Here is a 24,782-nt window from a genome sequence, read left to right as displayed (position 1 = left end):
GCGGCCAACCTCTTCACCCGCAACATCTACAAGGACTTCATCAAGCCGGACGCCACCGCCGAGCAGGAGACCAAGGTCTCCAAGCTGGTCTCGCTCCTGGTGAAGGTCGGCGCCCTGGTCTTCGTCCTCACCATGGACAAGACCGTCGCCATCAACTTCCAGCTGCTCGGCGGCATCTGGATCCTGCAGACCTTCCCGTCCCTGGTCGGCGGCCTCTTCACCCGCTGGCCGCACCGCTGGGCGCTGCTCGCCGGCTGGGCCGTCGGCATGGTCTACGGCACCGCCGCCGCGTACGGGGTCGCCAGCCCCACCCAGAAGCACTTCGGCGGCTCCGCGGCCGAGATCCCGGGCATCGGCGAGATCGGCTACATCGGCCTCACCGCCTTCGTCCTCAACGTCCTCGTCACCGTCGTCCTCACCCTGGTCCTGCGCTCCGTCGGCACCCCCGACGGCGTCGACGAGACCTCGCCGGAGGACTACACGGCCGACGCGGGCGACGCGGGCGTCGTCACCGAACTGCCGAAGGTCGGCACCGGCCACTGACCCGGCACGACACGGCTGCGCCCGCCCCCTGGATTCCGGGAGGCGGGCGCGGCCGTGTCGGGTGCAGACTGCCGGGCATGGACTTCACGATCAGGGCGGTACGGCCCGAGGAGTACGAGGAGCTCGGCGAGATCACCGGTCGGGCGTACCTCGACGACGGCTTCCTCGTCTTCGGCGACAGCGACTGGTACCTGGGCGAACTGCGGGACGTGGCCAAGCGGGCCGCGCGGTCCGACGTCCTCGTCGCCGTCGACGGGGACGGCACGGTGCTGGGCGGCGTGACCTTCGTGCCGGAGCCGGGGGCGATGGCCGACCTGGCCGGCGCGGGCGAGGCGGAGATCCGGATGCTGGCCGTCGACGGCGCGGCCCGCGGCCGGGGCGTCGGGGAGGCGCTCGTACGGGCGTGCGTGGAGCGGGCACGGGCCGCCGGCTGCGTGCGGATCGTACTGTCCACCCAGTCCACGATGCACGGCGCGCACCGCATCTACGAACGGCTCGGCTTCCACCGGACCCCGGAACGGGACTGGAACCCCATCCCCGACCAGCCCGAGTTCACACTGCTCAGCTACTCACTGGAGCTGAACGAACGCTGACGACACACAACATGTGGGGGGTGCTCCGAGGGGCGCCCCCCACATGTATGCTCGTCCTCGCTGTCGCCGCAGGGGAATCCGGTGCAAATCCGGAACTGTCCCGCAACGGTGTACCAAGTGCGTTTCCGTACGACGTGAGTCCGAGGACCTGCCGACAGCGCGCCCGGTCCGTCCGTTCCGGGTGTCACTGACGTCCGGGCCTCGCGGAGTGGGCCGGTGGACGCGGCGCCGCCGTGCGTACGGCGCCCGTTGCCGCCTCCCGTCCTGGCCCCGTGCCGAGCGAGGGAGAGCCCCCACGTGACCATCGCGCCCGCCGATCCGGCTTCGGCCGAGGCTTCCGCGGTCGAGACCGACGGCCCCGGGACCGCGCTGCTGCGGACCCTGACCGATCTCACCGCCGACCTCCCGGACACCGACCCCGGCCGGGTCGCCGCCGCCGCGCTGCGCGGCCGGCACCCCGGCTCGGACGAGGCGGAGCTGCGCGAGCTGGCCACGGAGGCCGCCGCCGGGCTGATCGCCGAGGACCCGGCGTACTCCCGGCTCGCCGCCCGGCTCCTGACGATCACGATCGCCCAGGAGGCGGCCGGCCAGGGCGCGGTGTCCTTCGCCGCCTCCGTCGCCGTCGGCCACCGCGAGGGCCTGATCGCCGACCGCACGGCCGACTTCGTCGCCCTGCACGCGGAGCGGCTCGACGCGACGATCGACGCGGCCGCCGACGACCGCTTCGGCTACTTCGGCCTGCGCACGCTCTACTCGCGCTACCTGCTGCGCCACCCGATCACCCGCAAGGTCATCGAGACCCCGCAGCACTTCATGCTGCGCGTGGCCGCCGGCCTCGCCGAGGACGACTCGGTCCGCGCGCTCGACGAGGTGACGGCGCTCTACGGCCTGATGAGCCGCCTGGACTACCTGCCGTCCTCCCCCACGCTCTTCAACTCCGGCACCCGCCACCCGCAGATGTCGTCCTGCTACCTGCTCGACTCGCCGCAGGACGAGCTGGACTCCATCTACGACCGCTACCACCAGGTCGCGCGGCTGTCGAAGCACGCGGGCGGCATCGGTCTGTCGTACTCCCGCATCCGCGCCCGCGGTTCGCTGATCCGCGGCACCAACGGGCACTCCAACGGCATCGTCCCGTTCCTGAAGACGCTGGACGCCTCCGTCGCCGCCGTGAACCAGGGCGGCCGCCGCAAGGGCGCCGCCGCGGTCTACCTGGAGACCTGGCACGCGGACATCGAGGAGTTCCTGGAGCTCCGCGACAACACCGGCGAGGACGCCCGCCGTACGCACAACCTCAACCTCGCGCACTGGATCCCGGACGAGTTCATGCGCCGGGTCAACGCGGACGCCGAGTGGTCGCTGTTCTCGCCGGCCGACGTTCCCGAGCTGGTCGACCTGTACGGCGAGGAGTTCGACGCCGCCTACCGCAAGGCCGAGGCGGCGGGCCTGGCCCGCAAGACCATGCCGGCCCGCGACCTGTACGGCCGCATGATGCGCACCCTGGCGCAGACCGGCAACGGCTGGATGACCTTCAAGGACGCCGCCAACCGGACCGCGAACCAGACCGCAGAGCCCGGCACGGTCGTCCACTCCTCCAACCTCTGCACCGAGATCATCGAGGTCACCAACGACGGCGAGACCGCCGTCTGCAACCTCGGCTCGGTCAACCTGGGCGCCTTCGTCGTCGGTTCGGACATCGACTGGGAGCGCCTCGACGCGACCGTCCGCACCGCCGTCACGTTCCTCGACCGGGTCGTCGACATCAACTTCTACCCGACCGAGCAGGCCGGCCGCTCCAACGCCAAGTGGCGTCCGGTGGGCCTGGGCGCGATGGGCCTCCAGGACGTCTTCTTCAAGCTGCGGCTGCCCTTCGACTCGGCCGAGGCGCGCGCCCTGTCCACCCGGATCGCCGAGCGGATCATGCTCGCCGCGTACGAGGCGTCCGCCGACCTCGCCGAGCGCAACGGCCCGCTGCCGGCCTGGGACAAGACCCGCACCGCGCGCGGTGTGCTGCACCCGGACCACTACGACGTCGAGCTGAACTGGCCGGAGCGCTGGGCCGCGCTGCGCGAGCGGATCGCCGCCGTCGGCATGCGCAACAGCCTGCTGCTCGCCATCGCCCCGACCGCGACGATCGCCTCGATCGCGGGCGTCTACGAGTGCATCGAGCCGCAGGTCTCCAACCTGTTCAAGCGCGAGACGCTGTCCGGCGAGTTCCTCCAGGTCAACTCGTACCTGGTGGCGGAGCTCAAGGAGCTCGGCGTGTGGGACGCGCAGACCCGTGAGGCGCTGCGCGACGCCAACGGCTCGGTGGCCGGCTTCGGCTGGGTGCCGGCCGAGGTGCGCGAGCTGTACCGCACGGCCTGGGAGATCCCGCAGCGCGGCCTGATCGACATGGCCGCCGCCCGCACCCCGTTCCTGGACCAGGCGCAGTCCCTGAACCTGTTCATGGAGACGCCGACCATCGGCAAGCTGTCGTCGATGTACGCGTACGCCTGGAAGCAGGGCCTGAAGACCACGTACTACCTGCGCTCGCGTCCGGCGACCCGGATCGCCCGCGCCGCCCAGGCCACCACGATCCCCGTCCAGCAGGCCGCGCCCGACGCGGACGCCGTCGCCTGCTCCCTGGAGAACCCCGAGTCCTGCGAGGCATGCCAGTAATGAGCACCACCCGTAAGAACAACCTGCTCGACCCGGGCTTCGAACTGACCCTGCGTCCGATGCGCTACCCGGACTTCTACGAGCGCTACCGGGACGCCATCAAGAACACCTGGACCGTGGAGGAGGTCGACCTCCACTCGGACGTCGCCGACCTCGCCAAGCTGTCCCCGGGCGAGCAGCACATGATCGGCCGTCTCGTCGCCTTCTTCGCGACCGGCGACTCGATCGTGGCCAACAACCTGGTGCTGACGCTCTACAAGCACATCAACTCCCCGGAGGCGCGCCTCTACCTGAGCCGCCAGCTCTTCGAGGAGGCCGTGCACGTCCAGTTCTATCTGACGCTGCTCGACACCTACCTGCCCGACCCGGACGACCGCGCGGCGGCCTTCGCGGCCGTCGAGAACATCCCGTCGATCCGCGAGAAGGCGCAGTTCTGCTTCAAGTGGATGGACTCGGTCGAGAAGATCGAGCGCCTGGAGACGGCCGCCGACCGGCGCCGCTTCCTGCTCAACCTGATCTGCTTCGCCGCCTGCATCGAGGGCCTGTTCTTCTACGGCGCCTTCGCCTACGTGTACTGGTTCCGCAGCCGCGGTCTGCTGCACGGCCTGGCCACCGGCACCAACTGGGTGTTCCGGGACGAGACGATGCACATGAACTTCGCCTTCGAGGTCGTGGACACCGTCCGCAAGGAGGAGCCGGAGCTCTTCGACGACGAGCTGCAGCAGCAGGTCACCGACATGCTGAAGGAGGCCGTCGAGGCGGAGCTCCAGTTCGGCCAGGACCTGTGCGGTGACGGCCTGCCGGGCATGAACACGGAGTCGATGCGCGAGTACCTCCAGTGCGTCGCCGACCAGCGCCTGACCCGCCTGGGCTTCGCCCCGGTGTTCGGCTCGGAGAACCCGTTCGCGTTCATGGAGCTCCAGGGCGTCCAGGAGCTGACGAACTTCTTCGAGCGCCGGCCGTCCGCCTACCAGGTGGCGGTCGAGGGCTCGGTCGACCTCGACGAGGACTTCTGATCGCCTCGGTTCCGGACGCGTAGGGTGCCCGGCATGGGGATCCTCCTACGCGCGCGGCTCGGCACGCGCCTCTTGGCGTGCTCCGCCGCTCTGCTCACCGTCGCCGCGGGCCTGGGAATCAGGTCCGCGGCGTCGGGCGTCGTCGCGAAGTACGCGGGCGACGCGCTCTACACGCTCCTCGTCCTGGCCCTGGTGGTGCTGGTCGCGCCGCGGGTCCGGCCGGCCGTGGCGGCCTGGGTGGCCCTCGGGTTCAGCTGGGCCGTGGAGCTGTTCCAGCTGACCGGCGTACCGGCGGAGCTGGCCGCGCGCAGCACGCTCGCGCGCCTCGTGCTCGGCACGACGTTCAACGTGCCGGACCTGTTCTGGTACGCGATCGGCGCGGCGGTCGGCTGGGCCGTCCACCGCGCCGTGGGTGCGCGCAGGGGCGAGGGTCAGTCGTTCGGGACGACCGGGTAGCGCGGCGTGCCCTCTTCCATCTGGCGCAGGGCGTCCTTGCGGTCCCGCTTCGACAGCTTGTCGATGTAGAGGAAGCCGTAGAGGTGGTCCGTCTCGTGCTGGAGGCAGCGGGCGAAGTAGCCGGTGCCGCGGACCTTGATCGGGTTGCCCTTCATGTCCTGGCCGGTGACCTCGGCGTAGTCCGGGCGGGCCAGCTCGGCGTACGCGGTCGGCACCGAGAGGCAGCCCTCGTTGGAGTCGTCGAGGTGCCGCCGGTCGGCCGGCAGATCGACGAGGACCGGGTTGATCACGTGACCGACGTGGCGCTTGCCCTCGTCGTCCATGCAGTCGTAGACGAAGACCTTCAGGTCGACGCCGATCTGGTTGGCGGCGAGGCCGACGCCCTCGGCGGTGCGCTGGCTGGCGAACATGTCGTCGATGAGCTGCGCCAGCTCGTCGTCGAAGTCGGTGACGTCCTTGCACTCCCGGTGCAGGACGGGGTTGCCCACGACCGTGATGGGGCGCGAGGTGCCGCGCTCGCGGTGGGCGGCCTCGCGGGCCTCGGTGTCCTCGGTGTCGACGATGAAGCCCTCGTCGTCCACGGCGTACACGCCCGTCTGCTCCTGCTCAGTGCCCTGCTGCGACATCTCCGCCGTACGCCCTCTTCCTCGGACCTGGAACCTGTACCGGGTACAGCCTACGGGCAGCGGTCAGCAGACTTCCTCCAGATCACGCCATTCCCGGCTGTCCGGGCTGTCCGCCACCCAGCTGTCGAGCAGCCCCCGGACCAGGCCGGCGGGGGCCGCGATGCCGCACTCCCGCTCGGGCACCCACAGCTCGCCGGGCGAGCGGTGGCCGAGCGGACCGGGGTGCCCAGGCTCGCTGTGGTCGTGCGGGTCCAGGTGCTCGCCCTCGCCCTCGGCGCTGGGCATGGTCGACTCGGAGCAGGCGCGGCAGAGCAGCCGTACGGAGGACGACCAGTCCTCGGCGGCGAAGCCCGCGTCGGCGGCGAGCTGCTCCAGGGCGTCCCGGTCGGCCTCGGTGGCGGCCTCCAGGAGCACCACCCAGGTGGGCACCGGCGACGGCGCCCACAGCTCGATCTCGTCGAAGACCGGGTACGAGGGGCCGGCGCTGGTGGTGCGCTCGCCGTTGGGCACGCCGTCGTGCAGCACGACCTCGCCCCAGCGCCGCCCGGACGACGGCAGCGGGATGGACAGGACCTCGATCCGGGCCGGGTCGAGCCGGCGGCCCCAGACAACCTCGGCCTCGCCCTCCGGGGAGAGCCGCACGGCCGCGCTGCCGAGCTCCATCCCGGCCGGCTCGCCGGTGCCGGCGGCGGCCCCGGGGACCTTCAGGCCGTACGCCTGCCAGGCGCGGCGGGCCAGCGGCCAGTCCTGCAGGGCGGTGGCGGCGATGCCCACGTTCCACCAGTCGGGGGCGCCGGTCTCCTTGTCGAGCAGCGCGACGGCCCGCAGGCCCGCGGCCCTGGCCTGTTCCCAGTCGTGCCGGAACTTGTGCAGCAGGGCCAGGTTGAACCAGGACTCGGAGAGCCAGGGCTCCAGGTCCGCCGCGCGCGTCAGCAGCGCGCCCGCGTCCTCGTACCGGCCGTCGCCGATCAGCGTGAACGCGCGGTCGGTGGCCTGCCGCCACGAGGCGGAGGGCCGATGCCGTACCTTCCCGAAGATCCTCACGATTCCCGCCTGCCGGTCGCTTCACCCTCTTGTTCGCATCCAACCATGCCCGGTCGGACGCGCGCTCATTACCCGTGGGTTACCCCGGTGGAACGGGGGCGATGCCGCCCTTGACGCCTCCTCTCGCGAGGACCCGGGCGAGCGATTCGACGACGTCGGGGTGGTAGTCGCGGGCGGTGCCGAGCCGGAGCCGTTCGAGCGCGCCCAGGCCGCCGCCCGCGCTGCCGGCGGCGAGGTCGTCGTAGGCGTTGACGACCCGGACGATCCGGGCGGGCAGCGGCTGCTCGCGGTACGGGTCGGCCTGCCGCTCGACGACGACGGCGACGGCCGCCGGGACGCCGGTCTGGCGCACCACGGCCGCGCCGAGCAGGGCGATCCGGCGCTGCTCCTCGGCGGGCAGCAGCGCGGTGGCGCCGCCGTCGACGGGATCGACGAGGGAGAGCTGACCGATGTCGTGCATGAGCGCCGCGTATTCGAGGACGGTCAGGTCGGGCCCGGACAGGCCCAGCTCCCGGCCCACCGCCCGGCTGAGCGCGGCGACCCGGTGGGCGTGGCCGGGCGGGGTGCAACCGGCGATCTCGGTGGCCCGGGCGAGCGAGGCGATGGTCTCCCGGTTGGTGGTGCGCACGGCCGCGTACCGCCGGAAGGAGACCTGGGTGAGCAGCAGCGGCACCGCGAAGACGGGCAGCGCCCACAGTCCGGCGGCGGCCACCCCGAGAGCCATGACGGCGCCGGTGGCGCAGACGGCGGAGCCGATGCCGAGCAGCGCGCGCAGCTCGTCCCGGAGCAGCGGGCCGAAGGGGTGCCCCGTGCGGGCACGGTGCAGAACGGCGCCGAGGACGGCGTCGCAGAGGGCGGTGAGGAGCAGCAGGGCGACCAGGAAGAGGGTGTACGAGGGGCTCTGGCCGAGGTGGGCGGTGATGGTGCCCTGGTTGTAGAGGGGCTGGAAGCAGCTGGCGGCGAAGCCGACGGTGAGGATGCGCCGGGCGAGCTGGTCGAGGTCGGGGCCGTTGCCGCGGGCCACGTGGGGCACGGTGCCGACGAGGCCGGCCGCGACGACGACGGCGACGGTCTGGAGCACTCCGTGAGTGGTGACCTGGCCGCCGTTCTGGCCGAGCAGCGCATACGCGAGGGCGCCGGCGGAGGCGAGTGGCGCGGGTTCCCGCTCCTCGGGCGCGGCTCCGCGCCGGGTGAGTTCGCCGAGCGCGATGAGGACGCCGAAGGCGACGGCGATGCCGGGGTCGGCGAGGCCGCGCCAGAGGGTGACGCCGAGGCCGCCGAGGGTGAGCAGCAGGGCGGCCGCGCGGACGGTGCCGACGGTGGCGCGGGCGGCGGCCGGGGCGGCCGGGGGGCTCACGCCCGCTCCTGGAGGGGCGCGGGCTCGGTCTCCGGTACGGCTTCGGCCGCGGGTGTGGGTTCCGGTACGGCTTCGGGCGTGGGTCCCGGTACGGCTCCGGGCGCGGGCGCGCGTACGGCTCCGGGTGCGGGCGCGGGCGCCGGTGCGGGGGGACGGGGCGCGGGCACGGCGGTCTCGTCGGCGGTGACCTCGGTCTGCCAGCCGTGCCGGGCCAGCGCGCGGGCGAGCGCCTCGACCATGCGCGGGTCGAAGTGGCTGCCGGCGCACCGCTCCAGTTCGGCGAGGGCCGTGCCGACCGGGCGGGCCCGGCTGTAGGAACGGGTGGAGGTCATCGCGTCGAAGGCGTCGGCGACGGCGACCACCCGCGCGTACTCGGGGATCTGCTGGCCCTTGAGCCCGTACGGGTAGCCGGTGCCGTCCATCCGCTCGTGGTGGTGCAGGATCGCGCTGCGGGCCTCGCCGAGGAAGCCGATGCCGCGGACCATCTCGTGCCCGTACTCGGGGTGCAGCTCGATGACCCGGCGCTCCTCGGGGGTGAGCGGCCCGTCCTTGCGCAGCACCCGCGTCGGCACGCCGAGCTTGCCGACGTCGTGGAGGATCCCGGCGAACCGGACGACCTCCAGACGGGGCTCGGCCATGCCGAGTTCACGGGCGATCAGCAGGGAGGCCCGGCCGACGCGTTCGCTGTGGCCGCGGGTGTAGCGGTCCTTGATGTCGACGGCCTGGACGAGGGCCCGGATGGTGGCCTGGTGGCCGGCCCGCTCGCGGTGGTACTGGGCGAAGCCCCAGCAGGAGATGTACATGGGCAGCAGCACGAAGAGCGCGGCGACCGGCCCGTAGCCGCTGCGCCAGAGCACGGCCATCATCAGTCCGGCGAGGCCGTGCACGGCGTGCGGGGCGAGGGACAGGCCGAGCAGTCCGCGCCAGGCGATGCGCGGCGGCAGCTGCTCGGCGGTGGCGCGGATGCCGCCGTCGAGGGCGGTGAGCACCAGGCAGAAGGCGAGCGCCCCGGCCCCGGCCGGCACCAGCACGTACGGGAAGTCGGGGATGACCTGGCCGCGGCCGAGGGCGTCCGGGCATTCGAGGAGCCGGCCGGTGCGGCCCGCGGCCCAGACGGCGAGGGCGAGTTGGGCGGCCCGCCAGGCCCGGCGCAGTCCGGCGGGCGGCTCATCGACGCGGGCGAGGAGGGCGCCGGGCACGGCGGTGAGCGCGGCGGCGGCGGGCGGCAGGAGCAGCGCGGCGGCGAGCAGCACGGGGAAGAAGGAGCCCGCGACCCTGGGGGCGTCGGCCCGGTGCACGGGGCCGCCGAGGACCCGGTCGGCGAGCCGGACGGGGGCCCCACCTGGCGAGCGGAGCCGGGCCGGGAGGTGTACGGGCAGCTCGCACAGCGCGTAGAGGGCGGCGAGCAGCAGCACGGTCGGCCAGGGCGTGGCCGCGCCGGGGCGCAGGGCGGGCAGGGCGACCGCCGCCGCGGCGAGCACGGCACAGGCGACGTAACCGCGCGCCGCTCGCAGAACGCCCCGTCCGCGCGGAATGACCTTCACGCCCATCACGCCCGCCACGCTAGCGAGTTGGGGCGGCGGGCCCGGGCGCGCCGGGGGCCGATTCGCACCATCGGGTGATACAAGCCGATGGGCACACGAATGGACACGCGAAAGGCCGGGCGACGCGTGTCGCCCGGCCTTCCGTACGTGTGTCGGCGCCGGTGGGACGCCTGGGGCGCGACCCGCCCCGGCCAGTGCCCCGGCTACTGCTCCTGCGGGGTCACCTGGCCCGCCGCGGGCTCCTGCTCGGGCAGCACGTGGCCCGAGCGGATCAGCTCGATCCGGCCCATCACCTTCGACCGCAGGTCGACCGGCACGTCGTCACTGCCGCAGCAGCGCTTGACGAGCTTCTTCACGGCCTGCTCCAGGCCGTACTTCTCCAGGCACGGGGAGCACTCCTCGAAGTGCACCTCGAACTTGGTGCATTCACCGTCGGGCATCTCTCGGTCGAGGAACTCGTAGAGATGGTCCAGGACCTCCGAGCAGTCCGTCTCGTGCGGATCTCCGCAGCTCATGAGCCCGAGCCTTTCAGATCGTGCGACGACTCTCCGGCGCCCGCGGGAACCAGCCCGCGCTCACGAGCGTAGTCCTCGAGCATTCCGCGCAGCTGGCGGCGACCCCGGTGCAGTCGGGACATCACCGTACCGATGGGAGTACCCATGATGTCCGCGATCTCCTTGTACGCAAAGCCCTCTACGTCCGCGAGATAGACGGCGATGCGGAACTCCTCGGGGATCGCCTGCAGCGCTTCCTTGACGTCGGAGTCCGGCAGGTGGTCGAGCGCCTGCGACTCGGCCGACCGCAGACCGGTCGACATGTGCGACTCGGCGCGGGCGAGCTGCCAGTCCTCGATCTCGTCCGCGGCGGAGCGCTGGGGCTCGCGCTGCTTCTTGCGGTACGAGTTGATGAACGTGTTCGTCAGGATGCGGTACAGCCAGGCCTTGAGGTTGGTGCCCTCGCGGAACTGGTGGAAGGAGCCGTACGCCTTCGCGTAGGTCTCCTGCACCAGGTCCTCCGCGTCCGCGGGGTTGCGCGTCATGCGCAGCGCGGCCGAGTACATCTGGTCGAGGTAGCCGAGGGCGTCCCGCTCGAAGCGCGCGTTGCGCTCCTCGGTCGTCTCCTCGGGGCCGTCGTCGGTCCCTGTGTCGGTCCCAGTGACCGGACCCACCTCCTCCAGCGCTGCGGCGAATCCGAAGGCGGACCCGCTCGCTTCGGAGGATAGACGAGGAACCGCTCCGCCCGCCGCCCGAATAGGACTGGTCCTGGGCGCGGGCAGCACCGTCCAGTCCAGGTCAGCCGCCTGCGGGCGCTGCGGGCAGATGATCGAACCCATTCGACGGACTCCCTCTTCCTTCGCTCTTCACGCACCGATGTCCGACTCAACAGCGGCCCCGCCCGCAACATTCCCGGCCCCGTCTCCGGTCCCGTCTCCGGTCCGTGCGGGGCCACTTCGCCAGGCCGCTCCACGGGGCCACTCGGCGGGGTCACTTCAGGGACGTGATCCACTCCGACACCGCGCGCACGATCGTGCCGACCGCCTCCTCCTGGGTGAGCGGAGCGCGCTTGGGCACGGCGAAGCCGTGATCGCCGTACGGGATCTCGACGAGGGAGTGGTCGCCGGCCGGGAACTCGGCGGGCCTGCCGAAGGGGTCGTTGCCGCCCTGCACGACGAGGGTGGGCAGCCCGGTGCCGAGGAGTTCCTCGGCCCGGGAGCGCTCCGGCCTGCCCGGCGGGTGCAGCGGGAAGCTCAGCGCGAGCACGGCGCTCGCCCCCAGCTCGCGCCCGGTGCGGCAGGCGACCCGGGCGCCGGCGCTGCGCCCGCCGGCGATCACCGGGAGGCCGGGCGCGGCGAGCGCGGGCCACAGGCCGCGCCAGCCGGTGTCGAGGGTCTTCGGGGCGGGCGCCACCTTCTTGCCGGCGACCCGCCAGGGCTGCTCGACCAGGGCCACGGTCACGCCCTCGGCCGGCAGGGCCGCGGCGAGCGCCTGGAGGTCGCGGGCCTCGACGCCGCCGCCGGCCCCGTGGCTCACGGCGAGCACGGTCCACGGCTTCTTCGCGGCGATCCAGGTGATCCGGGCGTCCCCGGCGGCTGTCGGAACGATCTCGCTCTTCGTCACGCCTCCATCCTCTCCTTCGGAGAGGATCACGGAAGGGATCAGAAGAGCGTGGCGACCTCCGGGCCGGCCAGCTCCGTCAGCAGTTCGGGCCCGTTGTTCCGCACGTTGCTGACCGCCGTCGGCACCGGATAGGCCCGCATCAGGCCCTCCGGCGGCGGCGCGAGCAGCGAGCGCAGCTCGTCGAGCTCGGTGCGGGCCGGGTCCAGCCAGGCGTCCCAGCGGTCCGGGGTGAGCATCAGCGGCATCCGGGGGTGGATGTCGGCGAGCGAGCGCGGGCCCTCGGCGGGGGCGACGCCCAGCGGGCCGCTCTCCGCCTCCGTGGTGACCACCGAGCAGGTCACCCACCACGCCTGCGGATGGTCGTCGGGCAGGGTCCGGTCGCGCCAGAACTCGTAGAGCCCGGCCATCGCGAAGACGGAGCCGTCGGCCGGGGTCACGAAGTACGGCTGCTTGCGGGGCCGCTTCTTCTTGCCCTCGACCTCGAGCTCGCGCTCGTCGGAGCCGGTCACCCACTCGTAATAACCGTCGGCGGGCAGGATGCAGCGGCGCTGTGCGAAGGCCCGCTTGAAGGACGGCTTCTCGTGCAGGGTCTCCGCGCGGGCGTTGATCATCCGGGCGGCGCCCTCCGGGCTCTTCGCCCAGGACGGCACGAGCCCCCACTTCAGGACGCGCATCTGGCGAACCGGCCGCCGGGATTCCGCGTCTTTCAGAGGACGCTCCAGGATCGCGTAGACCTCCTTGGTGGGGGCCACGTTCCAGTCGGGGGCCAGGGTCTCCTCCGGCTCCCACTTCTCCACCTCGAAGACGCCGACCAGGTCCTCGGGGCGCCTGCTCGCCGCATACCGTCCGCACATAAGTGCCACACTGCCACGTCACACCCGTCTCCCGAGGAGCCCGTCCAGGAAATGACCTCGATGACCCTCGTCCTCGGCACCCAGCCCGCGCCCGAGCGGTGGATCGTGATCGCCACGGCGGTCGCGGCCCTCCTCGCGGTGCTGCCCCGCCCCATATGGCGGCTGTCCCGGAACGCGATCACCATCGCGCACGAGGGCGGCCACGGCCTGGTCGCCCTCGCCACCAACCGCCGGCTCCAGTCGATCCGACTGCACTCGGACACCAGCGGGCTCACCGTCTCGCGCGGCCGCCCCACCGGCCTCGGCATGATCCTGACGGCCGCCGCCGGCTACACCGCCGCCCCGCTGCTCGGCCTCGGCGGCGCCGCGCTGCTCGCGATCCACCACGTGACGCTGCTGCTGTGGCTGGCGACGGCGCTGCTCCTCGCGCTCCTGGTGATGGTCCGCAACGCCTACGGGATCTTCACCGTGCTGCTGACCTGCGGCCTGTTCGTCCTGGTGTCCTGGCTGGCCGGCCCGGACGTGCAGTCCGTCTTCGCGTACGCGGCGGTCTGGTTCCTGCTGATGGGCGGCGTCCGCCCGGCCTTCGAGCTCCAGGCGACGCGCCGACGCGGGGGCGCCGGGGACTCCGACGCCGACCAGCTCGGCCGGCTCACCCACGTGCCGCCGGCGCTGTGGCTGTTCTTCTTCCACGCGGTGTCGATCTGCTGCCTGATCGGCGGCGGACGCTGGCTGCTCGGCGTGTAGCGGGTCCCCTTCACCCCCGTAAAGTGAGGGCATGACCGAAAGCTCCGCGTCCACCGATCCGCTCACCGGCCTCTGGCCCGCCCCTTACGCGGGCGGCGCCGTCGACGCCACCGTCACCGTGCCCGGATCGAAGTCGGTCACCAACCGCGCCCTCGTGCTGGCCGCGCTGGCCGCCGAGCCGGGCTGGATCCGCCGCCCGCTGCGCTCGCGCGACACCCTGCTGATGGCGGAGGGCCTGCGCACCCTGGGCGTGAAGATCGAGGAGGGCGTCGGCCCCGACGGCACCGGCGAGGCGTGGCGGGTCATCCCGGCCGGGCTGCGCGGCGGGGCGACCGTGGACGTCGGCAACGCCGGTACGGTCATGCGCTTCCTGCCGCCGGTCGCGGCCCTCGCCGACGGCCCGGTCCGCTTCGACGGCGACCCGCGTTCGCACGAGCGCCCGCTGCACGGCGTCATCGACGCGCTGCGCGCGCTCGGCGCCCGGATCGACGACGACGGGCGCGGCGCGCTGCCGATGACCGTGCACGGCGGCGGCGGTGTGGAGGGCGGGGTCGTGGAGATCGACGCCTCCTCGTCGTCCCAGTTCGTCAGCGCCCTGCTGCTGTCGGGCGCGCGCTTCAACCACGGCGTGGAGGTGCGGCACGTCGGCGGCCGGCTGCCGTCGATGCCGCACATCCGGATGACGGTCGACATGCTGCGCGCGGTCGGCGCCCAGGTCGACGAGCCGGAGCACGGCGGCCGGCCCGACGTGTGGCGGGTCGCGCCGTCCGCGCTGCTCGGCCGCGACCTGGTGGTGGAGCCCGACCTGTCGAACGCCCAGCCGTTCCTGGCGGCGGCGCTGGTCACCGGCGGCCGGGTCACCGTGCCGGACTGGCCGGCCAGGACCACCCAGCCCGGTGACGCGCTGCGGGAGATCTTCACCGAGATGGGTGGCTCCTGCGAGCTGACCGACCGGGGTCTGACCTTCACCGGAACGGGCGAGATCCACGGCATCGACGTCGACCTGAGCGAGGTCGGCGAGCTGACCCCCGGCATCGCGGCCGTCGCCGCGCTCGCCGACTCCCCGTCCACCCTGCGCGGCGTGGCCCATCTGCGGCTCCACGAGACCGACCGGCTCGCCGCGCTCACCAAGGAGATCAACGGTCTCGGCGGTGACGTCACGGAGACCGAGGACGGCCTGCACATCCGCCCGCGCGCGCTGCACGGCGGCGTCTTCCACACGTACCACGACCACCGGATGGCGACCGCGGGCGCGCTGATCGGCCTGGTGGTGAAGGGCGTGGAGATCGAGAACGTGAAGACGACGGAGAAGACCTTGCCCGACTTCCCGAGGATGTGGACCGAAATGCTCGGAGCCTGAGCCATGCGGCGTTACGGCAAGCACACGGACGCGGACGACATCCGCCAGCGGCCCAACCGCAAGGGCAGCCGCCCCCGTACGAACATCCGCCCCAAGCACGAGGACGCCGTCGAGGGCATGGTCCTCACCGTCGACCGGGGCCGGCTGACGTGTCTGGTCGACGACCGCCAGGTGATGGCGATGAAGGCCCGCGAGCTGGGCCGCAAGGCCGCCGTGGTGGGCGACCGGGTCTCCCTGGTGGGCGACCTGTCGGGCGAGAAGGACACCCTGGCGCGGATCGTGCGGATCGGCGAGCGCAGCTCGGTGCTGCGCCGGACGGCCGACGACGACGACCCGTACGAGCGCGTGGTGGTCGCCAACGCCGACCAGTTGGCGATCGTCACGGCGCTCGCCGACCCCGAGCCGCGCCCGCGGCTCATCGACCGCTGCCTGGTCGCGGCCTACGACGGCGGCCTGGAGCCCTTCCTGGTGCTGACCAAGTCGGACCTGGCGCCGCCGGAGAAGCTCCTTGAGCTGTACGGCGCCCTCGACATCCCGTACGTGGTGGTGAACCGCGACGAGCTGTACGACGGCGGGGCGGCCGACCGGGTGCGGGAGCATCTGGACGGCCGGGTGACGGCGTTCGTCGGCCACTCGGGCGTGGGCAAGACGACGCTGGTCAACGCCCTCGTACCGGAGGCGCGGCGGCGGATCACCGGCCACGTCAACGCGGTGACGGGCCGCGGCCGGCACACCACCACCTCGGCGCTCGCGCTGCCGCTCGACAAGGCCGAGGGCTGGGTCGTCGACACGCCGGGCGTGCGCTCCTTCGGACTGAACCACGTCGACCCGTCCCGGGTCATCCACGCCTTCCCCGACCTGGAGCCGGGCACGGAGGAGTGCCCGCGGGCCTGCTCGCACGACGAGCCGGACTGCGCGCTCGACGCCTGGGTCGAGGAGGGCCACGCCGATCCCGCGCGGCTGTTCTCGCTGCGGCGGCTGCTCGCGACGCGCGAGCGGCGTGAGGGCGACTGACGACGCGTCACCCGTGTCGCTCACGTTTGGGAGCGTGGACTGCTGGTAAGTGCATAATCGCACCAAGTGAGACGAAGCAGTCACCGAGGCGTGGGAGGCACTGACGATGGCGTGGCTGCTCGTGGTGGTCGCGGGACTGCTGGAGACGGGCTTCGCCGTGTGCCTCAAGCTGTCGCACGGCTTCACCCGCCTCTGGCCGACGATCGCGTTCGCCGCCTTCGCCCTCGGCAGCTTCGGCCTGCTGACCCTCGCGCTGCGCAAGCTCGACGTGGGTCCGGCGTACGCGGTGTGGACCGGGATCGGGGCGGCCGGGACGGCGATCTACGGCATGGTGTTCCTGGGAGACCTGGTGTCCACGCTCAAGATCGTCTCGATCACGCTGGTGATCGTCGGCGTCATCGGCCTCCAGCTCTCCGGATCGGCGCACTGACCGTTCGGGGAGATCACCGCGGGCGCCACGACATGGCTGAGGGCGAGCCGTACGGCGAGCTCGCAGCCGGCCGCCCACCGCTCGCCGGCGCAGGCCACGGTCTCGGCGACCAGTTCGCCCGGCGCCGGCGGTCCGGCGTCGGCGCGCCGCTGCGCCGGTACGGGCGCGAGCCGGGCGCCCGGCCTGACCGGCCGCGGCCGGGGCAGCCGCTCGCTCCAGGCGTCGGTGAGCAGGGCGCGGAGCACCGGGCGCTCGGCGGCGCGGACGACGGTCCACTCGGCGACGGCGGCCAGGTTCCGGGCGGGCGGCGCGGGAGCGGCCAGCATCGTCCGTACGCCCTGGAGGTAGGCGTCGGCCTCGCGGCGGGCGAGCGCGCGGGCGAGCCCCTCCTTGCTGCCGAACTCGTTGTAGAGGGTCTGCCGGGAGACCCGGGCGGCCTTCGCCACGTCGATCATCCGCACGGCGGACCAGGGCCCGTGCGCGAGGGCGGTGAGCGCGGCGTCGATGAGCGCGTCGCGGGCGGTCGGCATGGGCGCCTCCCCGGACCGTACGGAACTGTGTGCACCCGAAGGATGTGCAGCGGGACGTGTGCAGCGGAACTGTGCTCAGCGTCGGCAGCCGGCCACGCACTGTCAAGGCCCGCCGCCGGGCGCGGCACCTTCGGGGGATAGAGTTTCGAGCATGGCCGATTACCACGACGATCTGCGTCTCGCCCACGTCCTCGCGGATGCCGCGGACGCGGCCACGATGGACCGGTTCCAGGCGCTCGACCTGAAGGTCGAGACGAAGCCCGACATGACCCCGGTGAGCGAGGCCGACAAGGCCGCCGAGGAGCTGATCCGCGGGCAGCTGCAGCGCGCCCGACCGCGGGACGCGATCCTCGGCGAGGAGTTCGGCGTCGAGGGCTCGGGCCCGCGCCGCTGGGTGATCGATCCGATCGACGGCACCAAGAACTACGTGCGCGGGGTGCCGGTGTGGGCGACCCTGATCGCGCTGATGGAGGCCGGGGACACCGGCTTCCAGCCGGTGGTGGGCGTGGTCTCCGCGCCCGCGCTCGGCCGCCGCTGGTGGGCCGCGAAGGGGCTCGGCGCGTACACCGGCCGCAGCCTGGCCTCGGCGACCCGGATCGGCGTGTCCCGCGTCGGGTGCCTGGAGGACTCCTCGTTCGCGTACTCCAGCCTGAGCGGCTGGGAGGAGCGCGGCCGGCTCGACGGCTTCCTCGACCTCACCCGGGCGGTCTGGCGGACCCGGGCGTACGGCGACTTCTGGCCGTACATGATGGTCGCCGAGGGCTCGGTGGACATGTGCGCGGAGCCCGAGCTGTCGCTGTGGGACATGGCGGCCACGGCGATCGTGGTGCAGGAGGCCGGCGGCACCTTCACCGGCCTGGACGGGCGGCACGGCCCGCACAGCGGGAACGCGGCGGCGTCCAACGGTCTGCTCCACGGCGAGCTGCTGAGCTATCTCAACCAGCGGACGACCACGGAGGACTGACCGCCCCTCAGTGCCCCCGGGGGCGCTCCGCGCGCCCCCTTGTCGACCCCCTCCACCGGTGTCACTCTGAGACTCCCCCACTTTGTGAACTTGTGAATTCGTTCTCGAAGTCCGCGAGGTCCACAAAGCCCTCCCCCGATCAGGAGGTGGTCGTTTCATGCTCGTCCGCGACGCCATGAGTTCCGTGTCCGTGACCATCGGCCCCGCCCACACCCTCCGCCAGGCCGCCCGCCTCATGTCGGCGCGCCGCGTCGGCGCCGCCATCGTGCAGGACGGCGACTCCGGCGGCTTCGGCATCCTCACCGAACGCGACATCCTCGACGCCATCGGCCTCGACCGGAACCCCGACCTGGAGACCGCCGACGCCCACACCACCCGGGACGTCGTCTTCGCCGCGCCGACCTGGACCCTGGAGGAGGCCGCGGAGGCGATGACCCGCGGCGGCTTCCGCCACCTGGTGGTCCTCGACGACCACGGGCCGGTCGGCATCGTCTCCGTGCGCGACATCATCCGCTGCTGGATCCCGGCGCGACTCGCGGCCTGACCTCGCCCACCTACGGCAGGCGGCCGTCGGCCACGCAGGGCCTGGAACGCGGCGTCGAGCCGCCTGCCGAAGTTCCCCGACCTTACAGTAGACACTGTCCAAGTCAAGTCCAGATCCAGGATCAATGCAGGTCCAAACTCACACCGATTCGGGACACTCTTGCGCCGACTGTTAGGCTGACCCCCATGAGTGACCTGTTGGAACGACTGCGCGGCCGCGGCTGGCGGATGACCGCGCAGCGTCGTGTCGTGGCCGAGGTGCTCGACGGGGACCACGTGCACCTGACCGCCGACGAGGTCCACGCCCGAGCCGTGACGCGGCTGCCCGAGATCTCCCGGGCGACCGTCTACAACACGCTGGGCGAGATGGTCACCCTCGGCGAGGTGATCGAGGTCGCCACGGACGGCCGCGCCAAGCGGTACGACCCGAACGCGCACCGTCCGCACCAGCACCTGGTCTGCGCCCGCTGCGGCGCGATCCGTGACGTCCACCCGGCGGGCGACCCGCTGGCGGACCTGCCCGCCTCGGAGCGCTTCGGCTTCACGATCTCGGACGTCGAGGTCACGTACCGGGGCATCTGCCCGAGCTGCGCGACGACCGCCTGACGACAGAGCGCGAGAAAGGCCCCTGCCTGCCGGTGGGGGCCTTCTTCATGGGCTCGCGTCCGGTTCTCCTGGGCGCGCACACGACCGGCGCAGACACGACCGGCGCACACACGACGAAGGCCCGGATCGTCGAAACGATCCGGGCCTTCGTGCTACTGAGTAGCGGGGACAGGATTTGAACCTGCGACCTCTGGGTTATGAGCCCAGCGAGCTACCGAGCTGCTCCACCCCGCGTCGGTGAACCCAACCTTACGGGACCCCTCGGACCAGCGCAAATCCGTTAGGCGGTGAGCTCCTGGTGCAGCGCCTCGCTCAGCCGCGCCGCCCGCTCCGCCACCTCCGCCGGGCCGAGCTCGACCGCGCGGGCGCACCAGCGGCGGCCCTCGGTGAGCTCGCCGCGGCGCGCGGCGAGCAGGGCGAGCCGGAGCGCGGCGCGGCCGTGGCCGGCGTGGGCGGCCCGGGTCCACCAGAGCGCGGCCTCGCGCTCGCCGCCCTCGCGGGCGAGCAGCAGCCCGAGGTTGAAGGCGCCGTTGCGGGAACCCGCCTCGGCCGCCTCCCGGTACCAGCGGGCCGCCTCGGCCACGTCGCCGCGGGCGGCGGCGAGCATGCCGACCCGCACCTGGGCGCGGCGGTGGCCCTGCTGGGCGGCGCGCTCGTACCACTCCTCGCACTCGCTCTTCTCGGCGCGCGGGGCGCCGAGCTCCGGCGGGCCGGGCTCCGGACGGCGGGCGTCCAGGACGGTGGCGAGCCGGTAGGCGGCCTCGGCGCTGCCACCGCCCGCCGCGCACCGCAGATGCCGCTCGGCGGCCTGCTCGTCGCCGTCGCGCAGGTACGCGATGCCGACCTGGAGGGCGGCCTCGGTGTGCCCGGCGGCGGCGGCCCGCTCGTACCAGACCAGCGCGGTGCGGTCGTCGTCGCGGCCGGCGTGCAGGATGCCGAGGTTGAAGGCGGCGTCGACGCTGCCGGCCTCGGCGGCCTTGGAGAACCAGGGCTCGGCGCCGTTCGCGTCACCGGCCTGGAGCAGCAGCACGGCGAGCGCGTTGGCGGCCTCGCGGTGGCCCGCGTAGGCGGCCCGGCGGTACCACTGCTCGGCCTGCGCGGTGCGCTCCTGGGCGGCGCAGAGCAGCCCGAGGTTGTAGGCGCCGTTCACGTCGCCCGCGTCCATGGCGGCGCGGTACCAGCGCTCGGCGGTCTGCTGCTCGCCGCGGGCGGCGTGCAGCGCGCCGAGCGCGTTGGCGGCGTTTCCGTCGCCGTCCTGGGCGGCGCGCAGCCACCACACGGCGGCGCTCTCCTCGTCACCGGCGTCGCGCAGCAGGAAGGCGAGCGCGCAGGCGGCCTTTGCCTCGCCGTCCTTGGCGGACATCAGGTACCAGCGGCCGGCCTCCTTGAGCTCGCCGCGCTTCTCCAGGATCGCGCCGAGGTGCAGGGCGGCCCGGCGGTGTCCGCGCGCGGCGGCCTGCCGGAACCACTGCTCGGCCTCGCCGAGCCCGTCCTTGGCCACGGCCGGCCGCTCGCCGGAGCCACTGCCGCCGGCGGCGCCGGCGGCGTCCGCGGCGCGCAGACCGGTGCCGGTCCCGGGACCGGGGCCCGCACCGGTGCGCCGGCCGGCGCCGTTGGCGGGCCCGGCTGCCGCACCCGCACGCGGTCCGGAGCCCGTGCCCGTACCGTCCGGGCCCGTCGCCGTGCCGGGGTCCGCGGCCGGTCCGGCCACCGCGGTGCGCAGCCCGGTGCCCGTGTCGTACGCGTGCGGGCCGCGGGCCGGCGCCGTCGCGCGCCGCTCCACGGCGAGGGCGAGGCGGTACGCGGCCTCGCGGTGGCCCTGTTCGGCGGCGGCGCGCAGCCAGCGCTCGGCGCCGACGTCGCTGCGGTGCTCCAGGAGGTCGGCGAGCGCGTACGCGCCGAGGGCGTGGCCCTGCTCTGCGGACTGGCGCAGCCAGTACTCGGCGGCGGGCTCGTCGCCGCGCTCGCGGTGGTGGCGCCCGAGGGCGTGCGCGGCGGGCGCGGAGCCGGCGACGGCGGCGACCCGCCACCAGCCGGCGGCCTCGTCGGGGTAGCCGCGCTGGTGCAGCAGGACGCCCAGGTTGTTGGCGGCGGCGCGGTCGCCGTGGGCGCTGGCCGCGCGCAGCCAGCGCTCGGCGCCGTCGAGGTCGCCGCGGCGCAGCAGCATGGCGCCGAGGACGCTCATGGAGCCGGCGTCGCCCTTCTCGGCGGCGAGGCGGTGGCGGGCCTCGGTCTCGGCCTCGGTCTCCTGCTCGGCGGTGGTGGTGTCGACAGCTGCACCGACGGCCGGTACGGCCTCGATGATCTCGTCCGCGGCGTTCTTGGAATGCCGCTGCACAAACCGCCCTGTCTCCAACAGAGTTGCCCTGTCCCCCATAAATACCATCGTCGCACCACCTGCAACCCGCGTACACCTGGTATACCGCAGCCAGTGAGGTCACTTCAGCGTTTTGTCGACATGCCCACAGAGAGATAAGTCAAACACGTCTCACCCCAACTCGCCCCATCCGAGGCGCTCTTCGGGGCGCGTGGCGTGGTCCGGAACGCGCCGAGGGCCCGAATCCGGATGGATTCGGGCCCTCGAACTTCAGTAGCGGGGACAGGATTTGAACCTGCGACCTCTGGGTTATGAGCCCAGCGAGCTACCGAGCTGCTCCACCCCGCGTCGGTAAACCAACCGTATCACGACGCGGGGCGCAGCCATGACGACGGTCAGCCGCCGGGGCTCGGTGACGGGCTCCCGGCCGGAGCCGACGGCTTCGCCGACGGTGCCGCCGAGGGCGGGGTGGACGGTGCCGCGGAGGGCGCCGGGGACGGGCTCTTGAGCTTCGCGCCCTCGTCGGCCGCCCGCTGGAGCGCCTCCTGCAGGGCCGCCTGCGACTTGCCGTAGGCGTCCCAGTCGCCCTTCTTGAGCGCCGCCTGGCCGTCGTCGTACGCCTTCTGCGCGTCCGCGATGGCCTGCTTCAGCGCGGCGTCGGTGGTCGTCGGCTTCGGCGGGGTGGTGGTGCCCGGCGGCGTGACCGGCGGCGGGGTGGTGCCCTCGACGCCGAACACCGCGTTCAGCGCCTCGGCCAGGGTGTCCTTGAAGACCGTGACGTCCTTGGTGGTGTCGCCCTTCGGCTGGTCCGCGTCCACGTAGGACGCCGCGACCTTCTTCAGGAGCGGGTAGTGCGCGTTGCGGCCCTGCGCGTACACCGGCTCCACGTAGAGGAAGCCGCCGTCCAGCGGGACGGTGAGCAGGTTGCCGTACTCGATGTCGGAGTCGGCGCCCTTCATGTCGCGGACGAAGGTCGCCACCTCCGGCAGACCGTTGAGCTTGTTCTGCACCTGCTCGGGCCCCGGTACGTCCTCGCCGACCCGGAGCAGCCTGATCCGGCCGTACTCCTTGCTGGTGGCGTCGGCGTCGATGGCCATGAACCCGCCCAGGTTGGGCCGGCCGTTCGGCGTGAACGTCGTGGTCAGCGAGAAGCGCTCCGCCGGGTCGCCGGGCATCTTCATGCTCAGGTAGTACGGCGGGACCGCGTTGCCGTCCTTGTTGGTCGGGTCGTCCGGCACCTGCCAGGCGTCCGAGCCGCTGTAGAACTGCGCCGGGTCGGTCACGTGGTAGCGGGTCAGCAGCTCGCGCTGGACCTTGAACATGTCCTGCGGGTAGCGCAGGTGCGCGAGGAGGTCCGGCTTGATCTCCGAACGCTCCTTGACCGTGCCGGGGAAGGCCTTCATCCAGGTCTTCAGGACCGGGTCCTTCGTGTCCCACTGGTAGAGGTTCACCGTGCCGTCGTAGGCGTCGACGGTGGCCTTCACCGAGTTGCGGATGTAGTTGACCTGGTTCTGCTGGGCGACCACCGCGCGCTGCTGGTTGCCGACCGTCAGCGCGTCGGCCGTGGTCTCGCCGAGCGTCGTACGGGAGGCGTACGGATAGCCGTTGGTGGTGGTGTACGCGTCGACGATCCACTGGATGCGGCCGTCGACGACCGCCGGGTAGGCGTCGCCGTCGATGGTCAGCCAGGGCGCGACCGCCTCGACCCGCTCCTTGGGGGTGCGGTTGTAGAGGATCCGCGAGCCGTCGCCGATGGCCCCCGAGTAGAGGATCTGCGGCTCGCTGAACGCGACCGCGTACGCGGCGCGGTTGAAGGCGCTGGAGAGGCTGACCCCGCTCTTGCCCTGGTAGCTGGTGGTCTTCTCGCCGTTCTCCTCGTAGTCGAGCTCCTTCTGCGGCCCGCCCACGATGGAGTACTGGTCGGTCTTCTCGCCGTAGTAGATGCGCTGCTGGTACGTGGGGAGCTGGCCGGTCGTCGGCAGCCCCGCCTCGGTGAAGACCGGCGAGCCGTTGGCGTCCGTCTGCGTGCCGGCTGCCAGGATGGCGCCGTAGCCGTGGGTGTAGGTGAAGTGGTCGTTGATCCAGTTCCGCTTCGGGATGCCCTTGATGTTGAGCTCCCGCAGACCGATGACCGTGTCCTTGCCCTGGTACCGGTCGACGTCGAGGGTGAGCGGGAACTGGTAGTACTTCCGCTTCTGCTCCAGCTGCTGGAACGTCGGCGAGACGATGTTCGGGTCGATCAGGCGGTAGGCGGCGGCCGTGTCGGCGTCGGCGCGCAGCCGGCCCTTGTCCTTGACCGTCGACTTGCCCGAGTACTCCTCCGGCTTGGTGGAGTCGATGGCGTACGCCTTGCGGGTCGCGTCGATGTTCTTCTGGATGTACGGCGCTTCCTTGGCCTGCTCGTTCGGCTGGACCTGGAACTTCTGCACGATGGCCGGGTACAGGCCGCCGATCAGGATCGCCGAGAGCACCATCAGGCCGAAGCCGATCACCGGCAGCTGCCAGGTGCGCCGCCACAGCGTCGCGAAGAACAGCAGCGCGCAGATCACGGCGATGCAGAACAGGATCGTCTTCGCCGGCAGGAACGCGTTGGCGTCCACGTACCGCAGACCCGTCCAGTTGCCGGTCGCCTTGAAGTCGCTGGACTTGACGGCGAGCCCGTAGCGGTCGAGCCAGTACGCCACGGCCTTGAGCGACACGAAGACGCCGAGCAGCACGGAGAGATGGCCGGTCGCGGCGGCGGTCGCGCGGGCGCCCGGGCTGGTGATGCGCAGCCCGCCGTACAGGTAGTGCGTGAGGGCCGCGGCGATCAGCGACAGGATCGTGGCGGCGAAGCCGAAGGCCAGCAGGAAGCGGTACCAGGGCAGGTCGAACGCGTAGAACGACACGTCCAGATGGAACTGCGGGTCCTTCTCGCCGAACGAGACCCCGTTCACCCACATCAGCCAGGTGCGCCACTGGCCGGAGGCGGAGGCTCCGGAGATCAGTCCGACCAGGACGGTGATGCCGAGCAGCAGCCACTTCTTGAAGGGCGCGATGCCCATCCGGTACCGGTCGAGGCTCTGCTGCTCCATGGACATCGCGCTGAGCGGCGGCCGCAGCCGGTACGCCAGCCAGACGTTCAGCCCCACGGCCAGCGCCATCAGCAGACCGAAGACCAGGAAGAGGCCGATCTTGGTCCACAGCGTCGTGGTGAACACCGACGAGTAGTGGACCGAGCGGAACCAGAGCCAGTCCGTCCAGAAGCCGGCGAACATCACGAACGCCATGCCGAGGACGGCCAGGACACCCAGCGTCATCAGCAGCGTACGGGCACGGCGGGACGGCCGGCCGACTCTCGTCCTCGGTCCGGAAGGACCTGTGCCGCCTCCGCGGTCCGGCATCTGGAAAGCCAACGTGCGCCCCTCGTGGTTGAAGCTGAGATGCGTCGGTCAAGGCGATCGACGCGTCCATGGCGGGC

General features: G+C 72.5%; 22 protein-coding genes, 2 tRNA genes, 1 pseudogene and 1 riboswitch. Of the genes and pseudogenes, 12 read left to right on the top strand and 13 right to left on the bottom strand.

Going from position 1 to position 24,782, the window contains the following annotated elements:
• From ACWEJX_RS08680 to ACWEJX_RS08660, 5 genes and pseudogenes are all read left to right on the top strand, one after another.
• Positions 1 to 543 (top strand): annotated as a pseudogene (locus ACWEJX_RS08680) (sodium:solute symporter); the annotation flags it as partial.
• Between the two features lie 77 nt (positions 544 to 620).
• Positions 621 to 1,136 (top strand): GNAT family N-acetyltransferase, encoded by a 516-nt coding sequence (locus ACWEJX_RS08675; protein WP_451606787.1) that lies wholly within the window; start codon positions 621 to 623, stop codon positions 1,134 to 1,136.
• Positions 1,137 to 1,183: 47 nt separating this feature from the next.
• A riboswitch (cobalamin riboswitch) is annotated at positions 1,184 to 1,306 on the top strand.
• A 127-nt stretch (positions 1,307 to 1,433) separates the two neighbouring features.
• A complete protein-coding gene (locus tag ACWEJX_RS08670) occupies positions 1,434 to 3,797 on the top strand; it encodes a ribonucleoside-diphosphate reductase subunit alpha (RefSeq protein WP_451606786.1) in 2,364 nt (787 codons plus the stop codon).
• On the top strand, positions 3,788 to 4,813 hold the full coding sequence (locus ACWEJX_RS08665; RefSeq protein ID WP_451606785.1) for a ribonucleotide-diphosphate reductase subunit beta: 1,026 nt from the start codon (positions 3,788 to 3,790) through the stop codon (positions 4,811 to 4,813). Before ACWEJX_RS08670 ends, ACWEJX_RS08665 begins: the two co-directional genes overlap by 10 nt.
• 33 nt (positions 4,814 to 4,846) lie before the next feature.
• Positions 4,847 to 5,269, top strand: coding sequence for a ribosomal maturation YjgA family protein (locus ACWEJX_RS08660; RefSeq protein WP_451606784.1), 423 nt, complete (start codon positions 4,847 to 4,849; stop codon positions 5,267 to 5,269).
• Here the strand turns inward: ACWEJX_RS08660 and def are convergent.
• From def to ACWEJX_RS08620, 8 genes are all read right to left on the bottom strand, one after another.
• Positions 5,245 to 5,895: a peptide deformylase gene (gene def / locus ACWEJX_RS08655; protein ID WP_451606783.1), complete on the bottom strand. Its 651-nt coding sequence runs from the start codon at positions 5,893 to 5,895 to the stop codon at positions 5,245 to 5,247. The genes ACWEJX_RS08660 and def overlap by 25 nt on opposite strands.
• A gap of 63 nt (positions 5,896 to 5,958) precedes the next feature.
• On the bottom strand, positions 5,959 to 6,939 hold the full coding sequence (locus tag ACWEJX_RS08650) for a tetratricopeptide repeat protein (RefSeq protein WP_451606782.1): 981 nt from the start codon (positions 6,937 to 6,939) through the stop codon (positions 5,959 to 5,961).
• A gap of 79 nt (positions 6,940 to 7,018) precedes the next feature.
• Complete coding sequence (locus tag ACWEJX_RS08645) at positions 7,019 to 8,296, bottom strand: HD-GYP domain-containing protein (RefSeq protein ID WP_451606781.1); 1,278 nt, start codon at positions 8,294 to 8,296, stop codon at positions 7,019 to 7,021.
• Positions 8,293 to 9,846: an HD domain-containing phosphohydrolase gene (locus tag ACWEJX_RS08640; protein WP_451606791.1), complete on the bottom strand. Its 1,554-nt coding sequence runs from the start codon at positions 9,844 to 9,846 to the stop codon at positions 8,293 to 8,295. The genes ACWEJX_RS08645 and ACWEJX_RS08640 overlap by 4 nt, the downstream gene beginning before the upstream one ends.
• Before the next feature lie 197 nt (positions 9,847 to 10,043).
• Entirely contained in the window at positions 10,044 to 10,355 is a 312-nt protein-coding gene (rsrA, locus tag ACWEJX_RS08635; RefSeq protein ID WP_451606780.1) for a mycothiol system anti-sigma-R factor, read from the bottom strand.
• Entirely contained in the window at positions 10,352 to 11,008 is a 657-nt protein-coding gene (locus ACWEJX_RS08630) for a sigma-70 family RNA polymerase sigma factor (protein ID WP_403792298.1), read from the bottom strand. Before ACWEJX_RS08630 ends, rsrA begins: the two co-directional genes overlap by 4 nt.
• A 316-nt stretch (positions 11,009 to 11,324) precedes the next feature.
• Complete coding sequence (locus tag ACWEJX_RS08625) at positions 11,325 to 11,957, bottom strand: alpha/beta hydrolase family protein (protein ID WP_451606779.1); 633 nt, start codon at positions 11,955 to 11,957, stop codon at positions 11,325 to 11,327.
• 38 nt (positions 11,958 to 11,995) lie between these two features.
• Positions 11,996 to 12,811, bottom strand: a complete 816-nt coding sequence (locus ACWEJX_RS08620; protein WP_451606778.1) for an SOS response-associated peptidase — start codon at positions 12,809 to 12,811, stop codon at positions 11,996 to 11,998.
• Positions 12,812 to 12,871: 60 nt separating this feature from the next.
• On the opposite strand from ACWEJX_RS08620, the gene ACWEJX_RS08615 reads away from it, so the two are divergent.
• From ACWEJX_RS08615 to ACWEJX_RS08600, 4 genes are all read left to right on the top strand, one after another.
• Entirely contained in the window at positions 12,872 to 13,558 is a 687-nt protein-coding gene (locus tag ACWEJX_RS08615; protein WP_451606790.1) for a M50 family metallopeptidase, read from the top strand.
• A 31-nt stretch (positions 13,559 to 13,589) separates the two neighbouring features.
• Positions 13,590 to 14,918, top strand: coding sequence for a 3-phosphoshikimate 1-carboxyvinyltransferase (aroA, locus tag ACWEJX_RS08610; protein WP_451606777.1), 1,329 nt, complete (start codon positions 13,590 to 13,592; stop codon positions 14,916 to 14,918).
• A gap of 3 nt (positions 14,919 to 14,921) precedes the next feature.
• Complete coding sequence (rsgA, locus tag ACWEJX_RS08605; protein ID WP_451606776.1) at positions 14,922 to 15,932, top strand: ribosome small subunit-dependent GTPase A; 1,011 nt, start codon at positions 14,922 to 14,924, stop codon at positions 15,930 to 15,932.
• A gap of 106 nt (positions 15,933 to 16,038) precedes the next feature.
• On the top strand, positions 16,039 to 16,362 hold the full coding sequence (locus ACWEJX_RS08600; RefSeq protein ID WP_403792307.1) for a DMT family transporter: 324 nt from the start codon (positions 16,039 to 16,041) through the stop codon (positions 16,360 to 16,362).
• Here ACWEJX_RS08600 and ACWEJX_RS08595 read toward each other — a convergent pair.
• Positions 16,254 to 16,892: a TetR/AcrR family transcriptional regulator gene (locus ACWEJX_RS08595; protein ID WP_451606775.1), complete on the bottom strand. Its 639-nt coding sequence runs from the start codon at positions 16,890 to 16,892 to the stop codon at positions 16,254 to 16,256. The genes ACWEJX_RS08600 and ACWEJX_RS08595 overlap by 109 nt on opposite strands.
• Before the next feature lie 151 nt (positions 16,893 to 17,043).
• Here ACWEJX_RS08595 and hisN point away from each other — a divergent pair, with 151 nt between their 5' ends.
• The 3 genes from hisN (at position 17,044) to ACWEJX_RS08580 (ending at position 19,005) form a co-directional block, all read left to right on the top strand.
• Positions 17,044 to 17,856, top strand: coding sequence for a histidinol-phosphatase (hisN, locus tag ACWEJX_RS08590; protein WP_451606774.1), 813 nt, complete (start codon positions 17,044 to 17,046; stop codon positions 17,854 to 17,856).
• 157 nt (positions 17,857 to 18,013) lie between these two features.
• Entirely contained in the window at positions 18,014 to 18,400 is a 387-nt protein-coding gene (locus tag ACWEJX_RS08585) for a CBS domain-containing protein (RefSeq protein ID WP_451606773.1), read from the top strand.
• 185 nt (positions 18,401 to 18,585) lie between these two features.
• On the top strand, positions 18,586 to 19,005 hold the full coding sequence (locus tag ACWEJX_RS08580; protein WP_403792314.1) for a Fur family transcriptional regulator: 420 nt from the start codon (positions 18,586 to 18,588) through the stop codon (positions 19,003 to 19,005).
• Positions 19,006 to 19,165: 160 nt separating this feature from the next.
• On the opposite strand, the gene ACWEJX_RS08575 is transcribed toward ACWEJX_RS08580, so the two are convergent.
• The 4 genes from ACWEJX_RS08575 to ACWEJX_RS08560 form a co-directional block, all read right to left on the bottom strand.
• A tRNA-Met gene (locus ACWEJX_RS08575) sits at positions 19,166 to 19,239 on the bottom strand.
• A gap of 46 nt (positions 19,240 to 19,285) precedes the next feature.
• Positions 19,286 to 21,391 (bottom strand): tetratricopeptide repeat protein, encoded by a 2,106-nt coding sequence (locus ACWEJX_RS08570; RefSeq protein WP_451606772.1) that lies wholly within the window; start codon positions 21,389 to 21,391, stop codon positions 19,286 to 19,288.
• Positions 21,392 to 21,596: 205 nt separating this feature from the next.
• Positions 21,597 to 21,670: transfer RNA gene (locus ACWEJX_RS08565), tRNA-Met, on the bottom strand.
• A gap of 47 nt (positions 21,671 to 21,717) precedes the next feature.
• A complete protein-coding gene (locus ACWEJX_RS08560) occupies positions 21,718 to 24,705 on the bottom strand; it encodes a UPF0182 family membrane protein (RefSeq protein WP_451606771.1) in 2,988 nt (995 codons plus the stop codon).
• Between the last annotated feature and the right edge of the window lie 77 nt (positions 24,706 to 24,782).

This window comes from Streptomyces sp. NPDC004788 (genome assembly GCF_053601115.1).
Note: the sequence above shows the minus strand (reverse complement) of the source record. Positions and strands in the feature narration are given on the sequence as shown.